Raw genomic sequence first — 14,102 nt, 5'->3', positions numbered from 1 at the left:
TAAAATAGTCTAAGCGTTATTAACTAATCACTGAATCAACCAACTTCTTGGCTTCTTTTTCTAATAGCGCTAAATGTTCTTCACCTTTGAATGATTCAAGGTAAATTTTATAAATGTCTTCAGTCCCTGATGGACGCGCTGCAAACCAGCCGTTTTCAGTAACTACTTTTAAACCACCAATAGCGGCATTATTACCAGGCGCATGAGTTAGCTTTTGTAAAATAGGCTCGCCCGCAAGTGTATCTGCCGTAACATCTTTCGCACTTAGCCCTTTAAGTCGCTCTTTTTGAGCAGAACTTGCAGGTGCATCTATACGTTTGTATATAGGCGCACCAAATTCGAGCTCAAGCTCTTTATAAAGTGCTGATGGGGTTTTTCCTGTTACAGCTAAAATTTCCGCGGCTAATAAACCCATGATGAAACCGTCTTTGTCGGTATTCCATACTGTACCGTCAAAACGAAGGAATGATGCCCCAGCACTTTCTTCACCGCCAAACGCGAGTGTTCCAGTACTTAGCCCTTCGACAAACCATTTAAAACCAACAGGTACTTCTCGCACTTGACGATTATTACGGGCAACTACTCGGTCAATCATCGCACTTGAAACAAGTGTCTTGCCAATTTCAACGTCTTTGGACCAATCACGATGATTTAATAAGTAATCAATGGCAACCGCTAAAAAGTGATTAGGATTCATTAAGCCGTCAGGAGTTACAATACCATGGCGATCATAGTCTGGATCATTGCCAATGCTTATATCAAAATCATCTTTAAGGGCGATTAGGTTTGCCATCGCATAAGGTGATGAGCAATCCATACGAATTTTGCCATCTTTATCAAGTGGCATAAATGCAAAGCGCGGATCGACACTTTCATTGACGACTGTTAAATCTAAAGCAAATTTTTCGGCGATAATAGGCCAAAAGTTGATCCCTGAACCACCGAGCGGATCAATACCCACTTTAATATTTGCTTTTGCAATCGCTTTTACATCAACAACATTAATCAGATCTTCAATATAAGGAGTCATTAAATCTTGGTATTTAATAAAACCTGAACGGGCTGCTTTTGCAAATGGGAATAGCTCAACTTCAACTAAATCTTCTAGTAGTAGTTGATTTGCTCTGTCTTCTATCCACTTAGTAACGTCAGTATCTGCCGGGCCACCATTAGGTGGGTTATATTTAAAACCGCCGTCTTCTGGAGGATTATGTGAAGGTGTAACAACAATACCGTCAGCTAATTCATGAGGATGCAATTTGTTATGACACACGACCGCGTGGCTAATCACCGGTGTAGGTGTAAAATCGTCGTTTTCTTGCGTGATCACTTGTACTTCGTTAGCAACAAGCACTTCAATCGCTGAATTGTAAGCCGCCTCACTTAACGCGTGCGTATCCTTACCTAAGAATAGTGGTCCAAAAATATTATTTTGTTTTCGGTAATCACAAATTGCTTGAGTAATGGCGAGAATGTGAGATTCATTGAATTTCACATCATATGAACAACCTCGGTGCCCTGAAGTACCAAAAGCAACACAATGTTCAGGGTTTTGCTCTAGATCGGGTTCATTTAAATAATAAGCAGACACTAATTTTGGTACATTTACTAAATCTGATTGTGTTGCAGGTTTCCCTGCACCGGAATGAATCGCCATTACATTTCCTTTATAAGTAGTCTCGAATTTTTTCAGCTTGTTCAGCACTGTAGCCTAAGCCAAGTGCCACTTCGTGTAGCATCATTTTCTTACGGGTAGTATTTGAGTTGGTCATTACCCAGTATTCACTGTCGGTAATGTTTTTTGGATTCATACTGCTGCCACTGTTTACTAACGCTTCTTTGCTGGTTGCAAAGTAAACGCGATCACGCCCTTGCACATCCAATACCGCTGAAAAATCAGTTTTATGAGTTCTATGTAAAGCAGATAAAATAAACAAAAAGCGCCCTACTACGCCTTTTTGCATCGCCAACTCTTCTTTATTGAGTATATTAAAAACACTGGCATGCGCTTGTGTCAATGGTGTGACAGCGGCTGACTTTTTATTCTCGGTCGATGAGGTGTTTTCAGTTGTTTGAGTCGTCTTTGCAACCTCATGCGTGACGGGCTGTTCTGGTTTTTCTTGCGCGGCTAAATCATTTTCGCCGTGAATATTTAATAAACGACGTAAAATAGTTGAGGCGCTTTCGCCTATACTTTGAGTGTTACTTGCAATGTATTGATATAACTCGTCGTCTATGTCAATTTTTTTCATGTTATTCCTGTCGTTACGGGTCACATTTTTTTCATCCATGCTGATTATACCCAAACCTGATTTAATTCTCTATGTTTTGCAATTTGTTATTTCACTAGGCAAACTAGGCACACTTTTATGAGATTGTTTTTGGAAACTGTGATGCTGTTAAATTACAAACAAACTGGCCAAGGGCCGCATGTAATTTTGATCCATGGATTGTTTGGTTCACTGGAAAATTTAAATGTTATAGCCAATGCATTGGCAGAAAATTTTACAGTAACGAATCTTGATTTACGTAACCATGGCCGTTCACCACACAGTGATATTATGGATTACCCGGCAATGGCTGACGACGTACTCGCCTTAATGGACCATTTAAGTATTGATAAAGCCCATTTAGTCGGTCATTCTATGGGCGGCAAAGTTGCTATGCAAATAGCACATATTAATCCAAGCTCAGTAAATAAGCTCGTAGTATTAGATATCGCTCCTGTTGCATATCAAAGTCGTCATGATGATATCATTGCGGCATTAAAGCTGGTAAAAAGCCATGCTATTAATGACCGCAAAGAAGCGGATAAATTAATGACGCAGCTAATACCTGAATTAGGTGTTCGCCAGTTTTTGCTAAAAAGCTATGCGAAAAACGAACTTGGTGAACTGCAGTGGCGCTTTAATTTGACTACCCTAAGTGAAAAATATCGCAATATTTTAGCAAACATTAAAGCAAATGATTCTTGTTTATGCGATACTTTATTTATCAAAGGGAACGATTCTGATTATATATTGCCTGAATATCGAGAAGCTATTATGGCTCAATTTAGCAACGCAAAAGCAAAAATTATTCATGGCGCAGGCCATTGGTTGCATGCCCAAAAACCAATGGCGGTTAATAAGTCTATCAATGATTTTTTAATGGCTTAATAAAGCAAAATTTAATCACGTATTTTTGACTTAGCGCACTAAATTATTACAATTTTATATGCTATAGTACGCGCCGTTTAATTTAAAGGTTATACGTTGATGGTCAGTCAGTTAATTAACGAATTTGATACCCTTGGGTTGTACTTTGGCTTAGCCGGTGTGTTCTTTTTTATCGGTATGGCTATCCAAGACGTACTAAAAAAAGGTAATGTGCCTAAATTTGGCCGTTATGTAGTATGGCTTGTGCTATTTTTAGGGTGTTCTGGTTTTATCGCTAAAGGACTTATTCAAGTTTTTTGGCAAGGTGCGGGTGTGGGTTAACCATGGCTAAGTCTGAAACAGATAGAACAACGCTCGATTTATTTGAATACGAAAAACGCCCCGGCAGACCAAAAACGAATCCCCTACCAAGGGAGGTTCAGTTAAAGGTAAATAAACGTAATCAAATAAAAAGAGATAAAGCACGTGGTTTAAAGCGTGTCGAATTTAAAGTTTCATCGCAGTTATATCAAGCGTTAAGCGATATGGCCGATGCACAAAATATTAGCCGCAGTGCGCTGATTGAAACTATTTTACAAGAAAGATTGGCTATTGATAGATAAAAGGTTTTAAATCCATGGCAAGTGTAGGTATTTTTTTCGGAAGTGACACAGGTAACACAGAACACGTAGCTAAAATGATCCAAAAAGAATTGGGTAAAAAGTTAGTGGCTGTGCATGATATTGCTAAAAGTTCAAAAGAACAGATCGCAGAATTTGATTTAATCTTATTTGGCATTCCTACTTGGTATTATGGTGAAGCACAATGTGATTGGGATGACTTTTTCCCTGAATTAGAAGAAGTTGATTTTGATGGCAAACTTGTGGCTATTTTTGGCTGTGGCGATCAAGAAGACTACGCTGAATACTTCCTTGATGCGATGGGTATGATCAATGACATCGTTACTGAGCGTGGCGCTATTGTTGTGGGTCATTGGCCAACACAAGGGTATGATTTTGAAGCCTCGAAAGGCATGGCTGATGACAACCATTTTGTTGGTTTAGGCATTGATGAAGACCGTCAACCAGAGCTTACTGAACAACGTGTAAAAGCATGGTCAGCACAAGTTTATGAAGAAATGTGTTTAAGTGAACTTGCTGATTAAATGCACTTTATTGCTAGTAATCGTATAAAATAGTGACGTTCGTTTTCCTATTACACATTTTATAAGTATTTCTAGCAATTGATCTTTGCACTTAATGACTAGGCACGTTATTCTTATCGTTGCTAATGTGTCGTGTACATCTTTGTAAGGTGTCTAGTATAACCAAATATAATTGAGACAGATTTAATGACTGATCATAACTTGGAATTAAAAAAAGCCGGCTTAAAAGTAACTTTGCCGCGTATTAAAATTTTAGAGATTTTACAATCTCCAGATAACCAACACATCAGCGCTGAAGATGTTTACAAAATTCTTTTGGACCTAGGTGAAGAAATTGGCCTTGCTACTGTGTACCGCGTACTTAACCAATTTGATGATGCGGGTATTGTTAGCCGTCACCATTTTGAAGGCGGTAAGTCAGTATTTGAACTCTCTGGTAGCACACACCATGATCATCTTGTATGTTTAAAATGTGGTAAAGTTGTTGAATTTGAAGATGAAATGATTGAACGTCGTCAACTTGAAATTTCAGAAGAAAATGGTATTAAATTAACCAACCACTCTCTTTATCTGTATGGCGAGTGTACTGACACTGCAGCATGTAAAGCATTTGCTGATAGCCAATAATTTATTAGCTGAATAAAAAAAACCTGCAAATTGCAGGTTTTTTTATGTCTGTTACTTTTATCCCCTCGCCTTTGAGCGAAGGGATAAAAAACTACTGCTGCGTTTTAGTCCAAGAATCACGTAAACCAACTGTTTGGTTAAAAACAATGTTCTCTGACTTAGTATCACGGCTGAAGTACCCTGTACGTTCAAATTGAAAACCTTGTGCAGGCTCTGCATTAGCAAGTGATGGCTCAAGTTTTGCGTTTGCTAAAACCACTAATGAATCAGGATTTAAAGTTGTTGCAAAGTCTTCAGCTGCTGCAGGATTTGGTACGCTGAATAACCGATCATATAAACGAACTTCTGCGGTGATTGACTCACTGGCTGACACCCAGTGGATAACGCCCTTCACTTTACGTCCATCAGTTGGATTTTTGCCCAGCGTTTGTGGATCATAGCTACAGAAAATCGTGGTTATTTCGCCATTTTCGTCTTTTTCAACACGCTCTGCTTTAATAACATAAGCACCACGTAAACGAACTTCTTTATCAAGTACTAAGCGCTTGAATTTGTTATTTGCTTCTTCTTTGAAGTCTTCACGTTCAATATAAATTTCACGGGTGAACGGAACATCACGACGACCCATACTTTCATCATTTGGATGATTTGCAATTGATAAGGTTTCAACGGTATCAACAGCATAGTTTTCAATGATGATTTTAACCGGATCGAGAACGGCCATGGCACGTGGAGCATGTTCGTTTAAGTCTTCACGGATACAGGCTTCAAGCATGCCCATTTCAACCATGTTTTCTTGTTTGGTTACGCCAATACGTAAGCAAAATTCACGAATTGATGCTGGTGTATAACCACGACGGCGAAGACCTGCGATGGTAGGCATACGTGGATCATCCCACCCTTCAACATACTCATTGACCACTAAGTCATTTAGCTTACGCTTTGACATTATAGTGTATTCAAGGTTTAACCTTGAAAACTCAATTTGTTGTGGATGACATTCAAGACTGATGTTATCTAACACCCAATCATATAAACGGCGGTTATCTTGAAATTCAAGTGTACACAATGAATGGGTAATGCCCTCTAGCGCATCTGAGATACAGTGCGTAAAGTCATACATTGGGTAAATGCACCATTTATCACCGGTCTGATGATGGTGTGCAAATCGAACACGATAAATAATAGGATCACGCAGCACCATAAATGAGCTGGCCATATCGATTTTTGCACGTAGTACACACTCGCCTTCTTTAAATTCACCAGCACGCATTTTTTCAAATAGTGCTAGGTTTTCTGAAGGACTAGTATCACGGGTTGGACTATTTTTACCAGGCTCTTTTAACGTGCCGCGATATTCACGCGCTTGATCAGCTGTTAAAAAGCAAACATAGGCTAAGCCTTTATTGATAAGCTCTACAGCATAGTCATACAAAGTATCAAAATAATTTGACGAATACTTTATTTCACCATCCCAGTTAAAACCTAACCACTGAACATCTTCTTTGATTGAATTAACGTAGTTAATATCTTCTTTTTCAGGGTTAGTATCATCAAAACGTAAATTACATTGACCACTGTAGTCTTGCGCTATACCAAAATTTAAACAAATTGATTTAGCATGACCAATATGTAAAAAACCATTTGGCTCTGGTGGAAAACGAGTATGTGTAGACGCATGTTTACCTGATGCTAAATCTTCATCAATACGGGTTCTTATAAAGTTACTTGGGCGATTCTCAATTTCCGCCATAGGAATACAATCCTCACAATAGTGCATGGTGACAAAACTACTGCATTATACCCAAACCACCCCAAGATGCGAGTTTCAGTTGGAATTAAAAGCGATTTAGGCAAGGCATTGATTGCAAATAATAGTGGTTCTATTGGTAAAATCAATAACGCAGTATAAATCGCTTTTAAACCAACCCGTTGGGCGTTTCGCAGGCATTTACTCTCATCGTTGTTACTTCTTAAAAGGGACTATCATTGTTGCAAAGTAACGCCTTGATATTAAGCCCCTGTGAAACGCTGAATTCTGCATATTGAGGTGGTTTGGGTATATTATAAAAACAAACCTTAACATACAGTAATAGATGCGGGTTTATTACATATTGTGTGCTTAGCGGAAAATACTAGCTGAAGAACCACGTCTGGGTTGTTATTTAACCTCTTAATGGCGATAAATTGTTCTAGCGCAATAAAACAGTCATTCAACCAAGCTACAGTGGCGTCATTAAAGTAATTCTTTTAAGGAGAAAATAATGGCTTCACTTTCACAGCATCGCGTTTATATCCCAACTACTGCACGCGCAAACCAATATATCTTAGCGGAGTTCGTACCCAGTGCCGATTTATACGCACGTTTTAGCAATATACAGCAATGTTATGAACGTTTAGCACGACAGCTATTCTCTTCATGTGATGAATACGAGCTACACAATGTACATTTGATAGCAAACGATAAGCTTCCCGTTGTTAGGTTTCATGAAGAGTCGTATTGTTTACAAACAGAAAAGCAAATTTTATTCTTTTATAACCCGCGTTACCATGAAGCGCATAAATGCATTTACGACAGCAGCAAACCCAGTAAAAAAATTCGCTTGCTCTTCCTTGCTACTGGTGAAGACTTGCGTGCGAATGCTGCCATATTCCATACCCGTGTTAAAAAAGTACTCGAATACCTACAAAGCACATTATTGATCGATGAAACAGCAATAAAAGTGCGTGATCATCAGCATTTAACCTATGACTTGTTCGCCAAAGCGAAAGGATGTAAAGAAAGCTACGGTTATAAACTTAGAGGACTCTACCCTCGCTACCAAAGCCGCCATTGTACACTCCCTGCAGAACATAATGAGATGACTTATACGACATTTGCGATCCCAATAACACGTACCATTAAAACTCAGTTTCATCATTTACTTAATAAGCCAACATTCACAGAGTTTTACCAGCATTTTTATGACGCATTTATTCAGCAATGCGCCGCCAAAAATTTACATTTAGCGGCGATGATAGCAAATGGTACGATGCCAATAATTAGAAACAGTAAGACTGATAACAACGATGGCAATCATGAATTGCAAAAGCTGAGCTTTTCAACCGACGATCAAAAAACGCAATACAGTCATTATTGGCATGATGAAAAGCTAGTAGATTCACTGCATTTTGTTATTGTTGCCAGTGAAAAAGACGAACAAGGAATTGGCCACGGTCGGTTTATGAATCAAGTTGAAAGTGTGATCCGTACACTCATCGAACCATTATCTATTAATAAAGAGCGCCAAGATATCACTGTGCGATTTTTTCAACATATCAATCATTATCTATAATAGCGAGCTTGTCGATAATGACCCCCTTAAGCTAAGTTCAGGTTAACTACAAACTTTATCCCTGCCAGTATTTTTAGCATGGTAAAGGTTTGTGTCAGCAACTTTTAATAATGTATTAAGGGCTAGTCCTGGCTGCATTTGTGCGACCCCAGCACTGCTTGTTAAAGTGATTTTTTTATCGGTCAAGCTTAACGATTTTAAACAAATGCATAAGTTACCGATAAAATCATGCCCTTGTGCAAGTGTTAAGTTTGGCATAACCACAATAAACTCTTCACCACCAAAGCGAGCAAATTGATACTCAGTATCAGCTAACTGCTCAGTAAGTAACGCGCTAAAAGCAATTAGGGCTTGATCACCGATATCATGACCATATTGATCATTTACTTGTTTAAAATGATCAATATCTAAAATTGAAACTGAAAAGTTTTGTTGCTTCCCGATAAGTTGCGCTTCAATAAAATCGAGAATATAGCGACGGTTATGAGCTCCAGTGAGTGGATCTGTATTTGCTCTGCGTTGGCTTCGTAAATATGCTTTGCGTTGATTTAATGCGAAAATTGTAATGCTTAATATCGCTAATATACCAATAACAGAATAGGCTGCTTGTAACTGTCCTTCTTTAGCTAACTTGTCTAAAGTAATTTGTTGGTATTTTAATTTCTCTTCAGCCAACTGCAATTTGATATCTTGTTGAGTAGATTCAAATCGTGAGCGTGCTTCTTGCTCGAGTTTCTGCTGCGTTGTTTCTTTTGCTTGCTCTGTAAGCTTAATCAATAACCTCAGTGTATTAGTAGCCTCTGCAAAACGACCTAATTGTTCTAGGCTTTGCGCCTTTAAGCTGAGTGTATTACGGCTGTAACGGTTATTAAGCGGCCTATCGTAATCAGTCAACAATAACTCTGATGCTTGAATATATTCAAGTGCTTGCTCTGGTTGCTGTAATGCTAAGAAAGTTTTAGCAAATCCATTATTTAACGCAATTATATGCGCTGGATTTACAATCACTTTATTGACATAACTTTTAGCCAAGTATAGTAGTTGCAACGCTTGCGAATATTTTTTTTGCTTCAGAGCGACATTTGCCTTACCAGCTGGTGCCAAAAAAAGATAGCGCGGTGCTTTTACCATTGCTGATAACATTATCATTTCTTCATAACAAGCCGCCGCTGAATCAAGTTTTTCAGCGCGCTCATATGTCATGCATAAGATATAGATAACAGGCAAACCATTGACAACATCGCCGTTTTTGCTGGCGATATCGCGCGCCAAAACTGCATATTGCTCACCTTTCTCAAATAGTGACATGGTCGAATAATATGCCGCTAAACTATCATAAACATAAAGCATGGTAGTTGATGACATATTCGTAGTTTTGGCTTCAATGTAGGCATTTTCGATAATTTCTATTGCTTTAGGGTATTCCTCTTGCCAGAGCAACAGAGCCCCTTCAATAGACTCAGCTTGTACCAACATCTCTAAATCGTTTGCTTGAGTAAAGGCATTTTGTGCTAAGCGGATTTGTTTAATACTTTCAGGTAACAGCCCTTCTTCTAAAGAAAAAACACTCCGATACATTAACCAATAACCTTGGATCCAATCATCGTCTTTAGGCAGTTGTTGTTGGGCAAGTTCAAAGTAACTTTGTGAACGTGCGATATCACCTTTAAATAAATACAGCCGCGCTAACAAAGTATTATTATAAGCGTGTTCAGTGGTAGAAATACGCTGAGCTGCTTGTGTAAGAACTAATTCTTCGATCAACTGATTTGGTTCAGCTAATGCGCGTTGTTCGGTTACTAAAAATGCGGTACGAAATGAAGTAGATGAAAATAAATTGAAAGAGCAACAAAAGCATACAAGGTAGACTGTAAAATAAATTATTCGCATTACTGCTAGATCTTCCAATGATAAAAAGCAATCGCATATTATAACGGCAGTTTTGATTATTACCAGTAGATTTTATTGAAACAAGCTATTGATTTTTATTATTAAATAAACAGCTAAAGATTCTGAAATTTATTATTATCTAGACATAATACTTTATAAATAATGGCAATAAAAAAGGCTCACTAAGTGAGCCTTTTTTCAAAACATAGCGGGTTATTACCAGCCAGTTTTTTCTTTAAGTGCTTTACCGATATCAGCAAGTGAACGTACAGTTTTTACGCCCGCAGCTTCTAATGCAGCAAATTTCTCATCAGCAGTACCTTTACCGCCAGCGATGATTGCGCCAGCATGACCCATACGCTTACCTTCTGGTGCAGTAACACCAGCAATGTAAGAAACAACAGGCTTAGTAACGTTAGCTTTGATGTACTCTGCAGCTTCTTCTTCTGCAGTACCACCGATTTCACCGATCATTACGATCGCTTCAGTTTGTGGATCTTTTTCGAACATTTCTAAAACGTCGATAAAGTTAGTACCAGGAATTGGGTCGCCACCAATACCAACACAGGTAGACTGACCGAAACCTGCATCTGTAGTTTGTTTAACAGCTTCGTACGTTAAAGTACCAGAGCGAGAAACAATACCTACTTTACCAGGTTTGTGGATGTGACCAGGCATGATACCAATCTTAGTCTCACCAGGAGTGATAACACCTGGACAGTTAGGACCGATCATACGAGTACCTGTTTGATCTAGTTTAACTTTAACGTCAACCATATCAAGTGTAGGGATACCTTCAGTGATACAAACGATTAGCTCGATGCCCGCATCGATTGCTTCTAAGATAGCATCTTTACAAAAAGGTGCTGGTACATAGATAACTGATGCAGTTGCACCTGTTGCTTCTACAGCATCACGTACAGTGTTAAATACTGGAAGACCAAGGTGCGTTTGACCGCCTTTACCTGGGCTTACACCACCAACCATTTGTGTACCGTACTCAAGCGCTTGCTCTGAGTGGAAAGTACCTTGGCCACCGGTGAAACCTTGACAGATAACTTTTGTATCTTTATTGATTAATACAGACATTATTTGCCCTCCGCAGCAGCAACAACTTTTTCAGCCGCGTCTGTTAGTGATTCAGCAGCAATGATATCTAGACCAGAATTCTTAAGAACTTCACGACCTAGCTCAGCGTTAGTACCTTCTAAACGTACAACTACAGGTACGTTTACGCCAACTTCTTTAACTGCGCCAATGATGCCTTCAGCGATCATGTCACAACGAACGATACCACCAAAGATGTTAACTAAAACAGCTTTAACGTTGTCATCTGAAAGAATGATTTTGAATGCTTCAGATACACGTTCTTTAGTCGCGCCGCCGCCAACATCTAGGAAGTTTGCAGGCTTGCCACCGTGTAGGTTTACGATGTCCATAGTACCCATTGCTAGGCCTGCACCGTTAACCATACAACCAACGTTACCGTCTAATGCAACGTAGTTAAGTTCAAAACTTGCTGCATGTGCTTCACGTGCATCTTCTTGTGATGGATCGTGGAAATCACGCATTTTAGGTTGACGGTAAAGTGCATTACCATCGATACCGATTTTGCCGTCAAGACAGTGAAGGTTACCTTCATCAGTGATAACAAGCGGGTTGATTTCAAGTAGTGCGAAATCGAAATCAGTAAACATTTTACCAAGACCCATGAAGATCTGTACGAACTGTTTCATTTGTACTGGATTAAGACCCAATTTAAAACCTAGTTCACGTGCTTGGTAAGCTTGAGGACCTACTAATGGGTCGATCTCTGCTTTGTGGATAAGCTCTGGTGTTTCTTCAGCAACAGTTTCAATTTCAACACCGCCTTCAGTAGACGCCATGAAAACAACTTTGCGAGATGCACGGTCAACAACTGCACCTAAGTACAATTCGTTGGCGATATCAGTACAGCTTTCTACTAAAATTTTAGCAACTGGCTGACCATTCTCGTCTGTTTGGTAAGTAACTAGGTTTTTACCTAACCAGTTAGCTGCAAACGCTTTAACTTCGTCGATAGTTTTAACTAGCTTTACACCGCCAGCTTTACCACGTCCACCTGCGTGAACCTGAGTTTTAACAACCCACATATCACCGCCGATTTTCTCAGCAGCTGCTGCAGCTTCTTCAGGTGTATCGCAAGCGAAACCTTGAGAAACTGGTAAACCATATTCGGCAAAAAGTTGTTTTGCCTGATACTCATGCAAATTCATGATGCTTTATCCAATTTTTTATACTAAAAGAGCTGACTATTTTTCATAAATAGACAGCTATCCCAAATTGCGCACCTAGTATAGATCCCAAGGCTTAACATGAAAACCCCAGTACGACCAAAGGCGCAAAAAAAAAGCTGTGAATATGACTCACAGCTTATATTTTATACTACTGAATTAAACATCCAGTAATAAACGAGTTGGATCTTCAAGTAACTCTTTAATTGTTACTAAGAAGCCAACAGATTCTTTACCATCTATTTGGCGATGATCATAAGATAATGCCAAATACATCATAGGAAGAATTTCAACTTTACCATTCACAGCCATTGGACGATCTTGGATTTTATGCATACCCAAAATTGAAGACTGCGGTAAGTTGATAATAGGTGTTGATAGTAACGAACCGAACACACCACCGTTAGTGATAGTGAAGTTACCACCCGTCATGTCGTCAAGTGTTAACTTACCATCACGACCTTTAAGTGCTAATTCACGAATACCTTTTTCGATTTCAGCAACAGATAGCTTATCGCAATCTTTTAGTACTGGAGTCACTAGGCCACGTGGCGTAGAAACCGCAATGCTGATATCAAAATAGTTGTGGTATACGATATCATCGCCATCAATTGATGCATTTACGTCAGGGAAACGTTTTAGTGCTTCAGTCACTGCTTTTACGTAAAAAGACATGAAACCTAAACGGATACCGTGACGTTTCTCGAACACTTCTTGATACTGCTTACGAAGATCCATGATTGGTTTCATGTTAACTTCGTTAAATGTCGTTAACATTGCAGTAGAGTTTTTCGCTTCAAGAAGACGATTAGCAATGGTTTTACGTAAACGTGCCATAGGCACGCGTTTTTGTGTACGGTCACCCATTGGTGCCGCTGGCGCTGCTTCAGCTTTCGCCGCAGGAGCTGGTGACTTCAAGAATTGATCAACATCTTCTTTTGTCACACGACCATTTTTACCAGAGCCTTTAATTTTAGAAGCATCTAGGCCTTTTTCTGCGATTAAACGACGCACTGACGGTGTTAACACGTCTGAGCTATCGCTAGAATCAGTAGCTGGAGCTTGTTCTTTTGCTGCAGGGGCTGCAGCTGGTGCGCCACCGGCTTTAACTTTACCGATAACTTGGTCACCCAGTACTGTATCGCCTTCTGCGTGAATAATTTCACCCATTACGCCATCTTCTTGAGCAACAACTTCAAGAACAACTTTATCAGTTTCGATATCAACTAGGTTTTGATCGCGTGTTACTGCGTCACCTGGTTGCACATGCCAAGTAGCTACTGTCGCGTCTGCGACTGATTCTGGAAGTACAGGTACTTTAATGTCCACTTCTTTACCTTCTGATGCTGGTGCTGATTGCGCCGCTGGCGCGTTTTCTTGTTTGTCTGAAGCTGGTGCAGCTTCGCTCTTTGCGTCTTCAGTTGGCACAGCTGCATCAGCCTCACCAATGATACCGATCACTTGGTCGCCAAGTACGGTTGCACCTTCTTCTTGTGAAATTTCAGTGATCACACCATCATGTGGTGCAACAACTTCTAAAACAACTTTGTCTGTTTCGATATCTACTAAGTTCTGATCACGGCTTACTTTGTCGCCAACACTTACATGCCATGTAGCAACGGAAGCATCAGCAACCGACTCAGGAAGAACAGGAACTTTAATTTCTGTGCTCATT

13 protein-coding genes are annotated in these 14,102 nt (G+C 39.5%); 6 read left to right on the top strand and 7 right to left on the bottom strand.

Annotated elements, in window-relative coordinates:
* Positions 1 to 19: 19 nt before the first annotated feature.
* Complete coding sequence (gene pgm / locus PSR9079_RS08215; RefSeq protein ID WP_149981081.1) at positions 20 to 1,657, bottom strand: phosphoglucomutase (alpha-D-glucose-1,6-bisphosphate-dependent); 1,638 nt, start codon at positions 1,655 to 1,657, stop codon at positions 20 to 22.
* Between the two features lie 10 nt (positions 1,658 to 1,667).
* On the bottom strand, positions 1,668 to 2,252 hold the full coding sequence (gene seqA, locus PSR9079_RS08210) for a replication initiation negative regulator SeqA (RefSeq protein WP_149981080.1): 585 nt from the start codon (positions 2,250 to 2,252) through the stop codon (positions 1,668 to 1,670).
* Positions 2,253 to 2,393: 141 nt separating this feature from the next.
* On the opposite strand from seqA, the gene PSR9079_RS08205 reads away from it, so the two are divergent.
* From PSR9079_RS08205 to fur, 5 genes are all read left to right on the top strand, one after another.
* Positions 2,394 to 3,158 carry an alpha/beta fold hydrolase gene (locus PSR9079_RS08205; protein ID WP_145234106.1) on the top strand — a complete coding sequence of 255 codons (765 nt, stop codon included), beginning with the start codon at positions 2,394 to 2,396 and terminating at the stop codon, positions 3,156 to 3,158.
* Between the two features lie 99 nt (positions 3,159 to 3,257).
* Positions 3,258 to 3,479 carry a DUF2788 domain-containing protein gene (locus tag PSR9079_RS08200; protein ID WP_054204660.1) on the top strand — a complete coding sequence of 74 codons (222 nt, stop codon included), beginning with the start codon at positions 3,258 to 3,260 and terminating at the stop codon, positions 3,477 to 3,479.
* Between the two features lie 2 nt (positions 3,480 to 3,481).
* Positions 3,482 to 3,760, top strand: coding sequence for a LexA regulated protein (gene ybfE, locus PSR9079_RS08195; protein ID WP_016709654.1), 279 nt, complete (start codon positions 3,482 to 3,484; stop codon positions 3,758 to 3,760).
* Between the two features lie 14 nt (positions 3,761 to 3,774).
* Positions 3,775 to 4,302, top strand: a complete 528-nt coding sequence (gene fldA, locus PSR9079_RS08190; protein WP_149981079.1) for a flavodoxin FldA — start codon at positions 3,775 to 3,777, stop codon at positions 4,300 to 4,302.
* Positions 4,303 to 4,488: 186 nt separating this feature from the next.
* Complete coding sequence (gene fur, locus PSR9079_RS08185) at positions 4,489 to 4,929, top strand: ferric iron uptake transcriptional regulator (protein WP_145233880.1); 441 nt, start codon at positions 4,489 to 4,491, stop codon at positions 4,927 to 4,929.
* Positions 4,930 to 5,020: 91 nt separating this feature from the next.
* On the opposite strand, the gene glnS is transcribed toward fur, so the two are convergent.
* Positions 5,021 to 6,682, bottom strand: a complete 1,662-nt coding sequence (glnS, locus tag PSR9079_RS08180; RefSeq protein ID WP_145233878.1) for a glutamine--tRNA ligase — start codon at positions 6,680 to 6,682, stop codon at positions 5,021 to 5,023.
* A 511-nt stretch (positions 6,683 to 7,193) separates the two neighbouring features.
* On the opposite strand from glnS, the gene PSR9079_RS08175 reads away from it, so the two are divergent.
* Positions 7,194 to 8,264 (top strand): DUF3083 family protein, encoded by a 1,071-nt coding sequence (locus tag PSR9079_RS08175; RefSeq protein WP_149981078.1) that lies wholly within the window; start codon positions 7,194 to 7,196, stop codon positions 8,262 to 8,264.
* Between the two features lie 42 nt (positions 8,265 to 8,306).
* Here the strand turns inward: PSR9079_RS08175 and PSR9079_RS08170 are convergent, their stop codons facing one another.
* The 4 genes from PSR9079_RS08170 to odhB form a co-directional block, all read right to left on the bottom strand.
* A complete protein-coding gene (locus PSR9079_RS08170) occupies positions 8,307 to 10,154 on the bottom strand; it encodes a GGDEF domain-containing protein (RefSeq protein WP_149981077.1) in 1,848 nt (615 codons plus the stop codon).
* 216 nt (positions 10,155 to 10,370) lie between these two features.
* Positions 10,371 to 11,243, bottom strand: a complete 873-nt coding sequence (sucD, locus tag PSR9079_RS08165; protein WP_145233870.1) for a succinate--CoA ligase subunit alpha — start codon at positions 11,241 to 11,243, stop codon at positions 10,371 to 10,373.
* Positions 11,243 to 12,409 (bottom strand): ADP-forming succinate--CoA ligase subunit beta, encoded by a 1,167-nt coding sequence (gene sucC, locus PSR9079_RS08160; protein ID WP_145233868.1) that lies wholly within the window; start codon positions 12,407 to 12,409, stop codon positions 11,243 to 11,245. The genes sucD and sucC overlap by 1 nt, the downstream gene beginning before the upstream one ends.
* Positions 12,410 to 12,586: 177 nt before the next feature.
* Positions 12,587 to 14,101 (bottom strand): 2-oxoglutarate dehydrogenase complex dihydrolipoyllysine-residue succinyltransferase, encoded by a 1,515-nt coding sequence (gene odhB / locus PSR9079_RS08155; RefSeq protein WP_149981076.1) that lies wholly within the window; start codon positions 14,099 to 14,101, stop codon positions 12,587 to 12,589.
* Position 14,102 lies beyond the last annotated feature (1 nt).

Origin of the sequence: Pseudoalteromonas rhizosphaerae, assembly GCF_902498845.1 — a bacterium.
GTDB classification, from domain to species: domain Bacteria; phylum Pseudomonadota; class Gammaproteobacteria; order Enterobacterales; family Alteromonadaceae; genus Pseudoalteromonas; species Pseudoalteromonas rhizosphaerae.
This window is presented reverse-complemented; position numbering and strand designations above follow the sequence as displayed.

Excerpts from the sequence above, each read along its gene's own strand:
- sucD (WP_145233870.1), bottom strand. The coding sequence starts at position 11,243 with ATGTCTGTATTAATCAATAAAGATACAAAAGTTATCTGTCAAGGTTTC.
- PSR9079_RS08205 (WP_145234106.1), top strand. The coding sequence starts at position 2,394 with ATGCTGTTAAATTACAAACAAACTGGCCAAGGGCCGCATGTAATTTTG.
- ybfE (WP_016709654.1), top strand. The coding sequence starts at position 3,482 with ATGGCTAAGTCTGAAACAGATAGAACAACGCTCGATTTATTTGAATAC.
- odhB (WP_149981076.1), bottom strand. The coding sequence starts at position 14,101 with ATGAGCACAGAAATTAAAGTTCCTGTTCTTCCTGAGTCGGTTGCTGAT.
- PSR9079_RS08170 (WP_149981077.1), bottom strand. The coding sequence starts at position 10,154 with ATGCGAATAATTTATTTTACAGTCTACCTTGTATGCTTTTGTTGCTCT.
- PSR9079_RS08175 (WP_149981078.1), top strand. The coding sequence starts at position 7,194 with ATGGCTTCACTTTCACAGCATCGCGTTTATATCCCAACTACTGCACGC.
- PSR9079_RS08200 (WP_054204660.1), top strand. The coding sequence starts at position 3,258 with ATGGTCAGTCAGTTAATTAACGAATTTGATACCCTTGGGTTGTACTTT.
- seqA (WP_149981080.1), bottom strand. The coding sequence starts at position 2,252 with ATGAAAAAAATTGACATAGACGACGAGTTATATCAATACATTGCAAGT.
- fur (WP_145233880.1), top strand. The coding sequence starts at position 4,489 with ATGACTGATCATAACTTGGAATTAAAAAAAGCCGGCTTAAAAGTAACT.
- glnS (WP_145233878.1), bottom strand. The coding sequence starts at position 6,682 with ATGGCGGAAATTGAGAATCGCCCAAGTAACTTTATAAGAACCCGTATT.
- pgm (WP_149981081.1), bottom strand. The coding sequence starts at position 1,657 with ATGGCGATTCATTCCGGTGCAGGGAAACCTGCAACACAATCAGATTTA.
- fldA (WP_149981079.1), top strand. The coding sequence starts at position 3,775 with ATGGCAAGTGTAGGTATTTTTTTCGGAAGTGACACAGGTAACACAGAA.
- sucC (WP_145233868.1), bottom strand. The coding sequence starts at position 12,409 with ATGAATTTGCATGAGTATCAGGCAAAACAACTTTTTGCCGAATATGGT.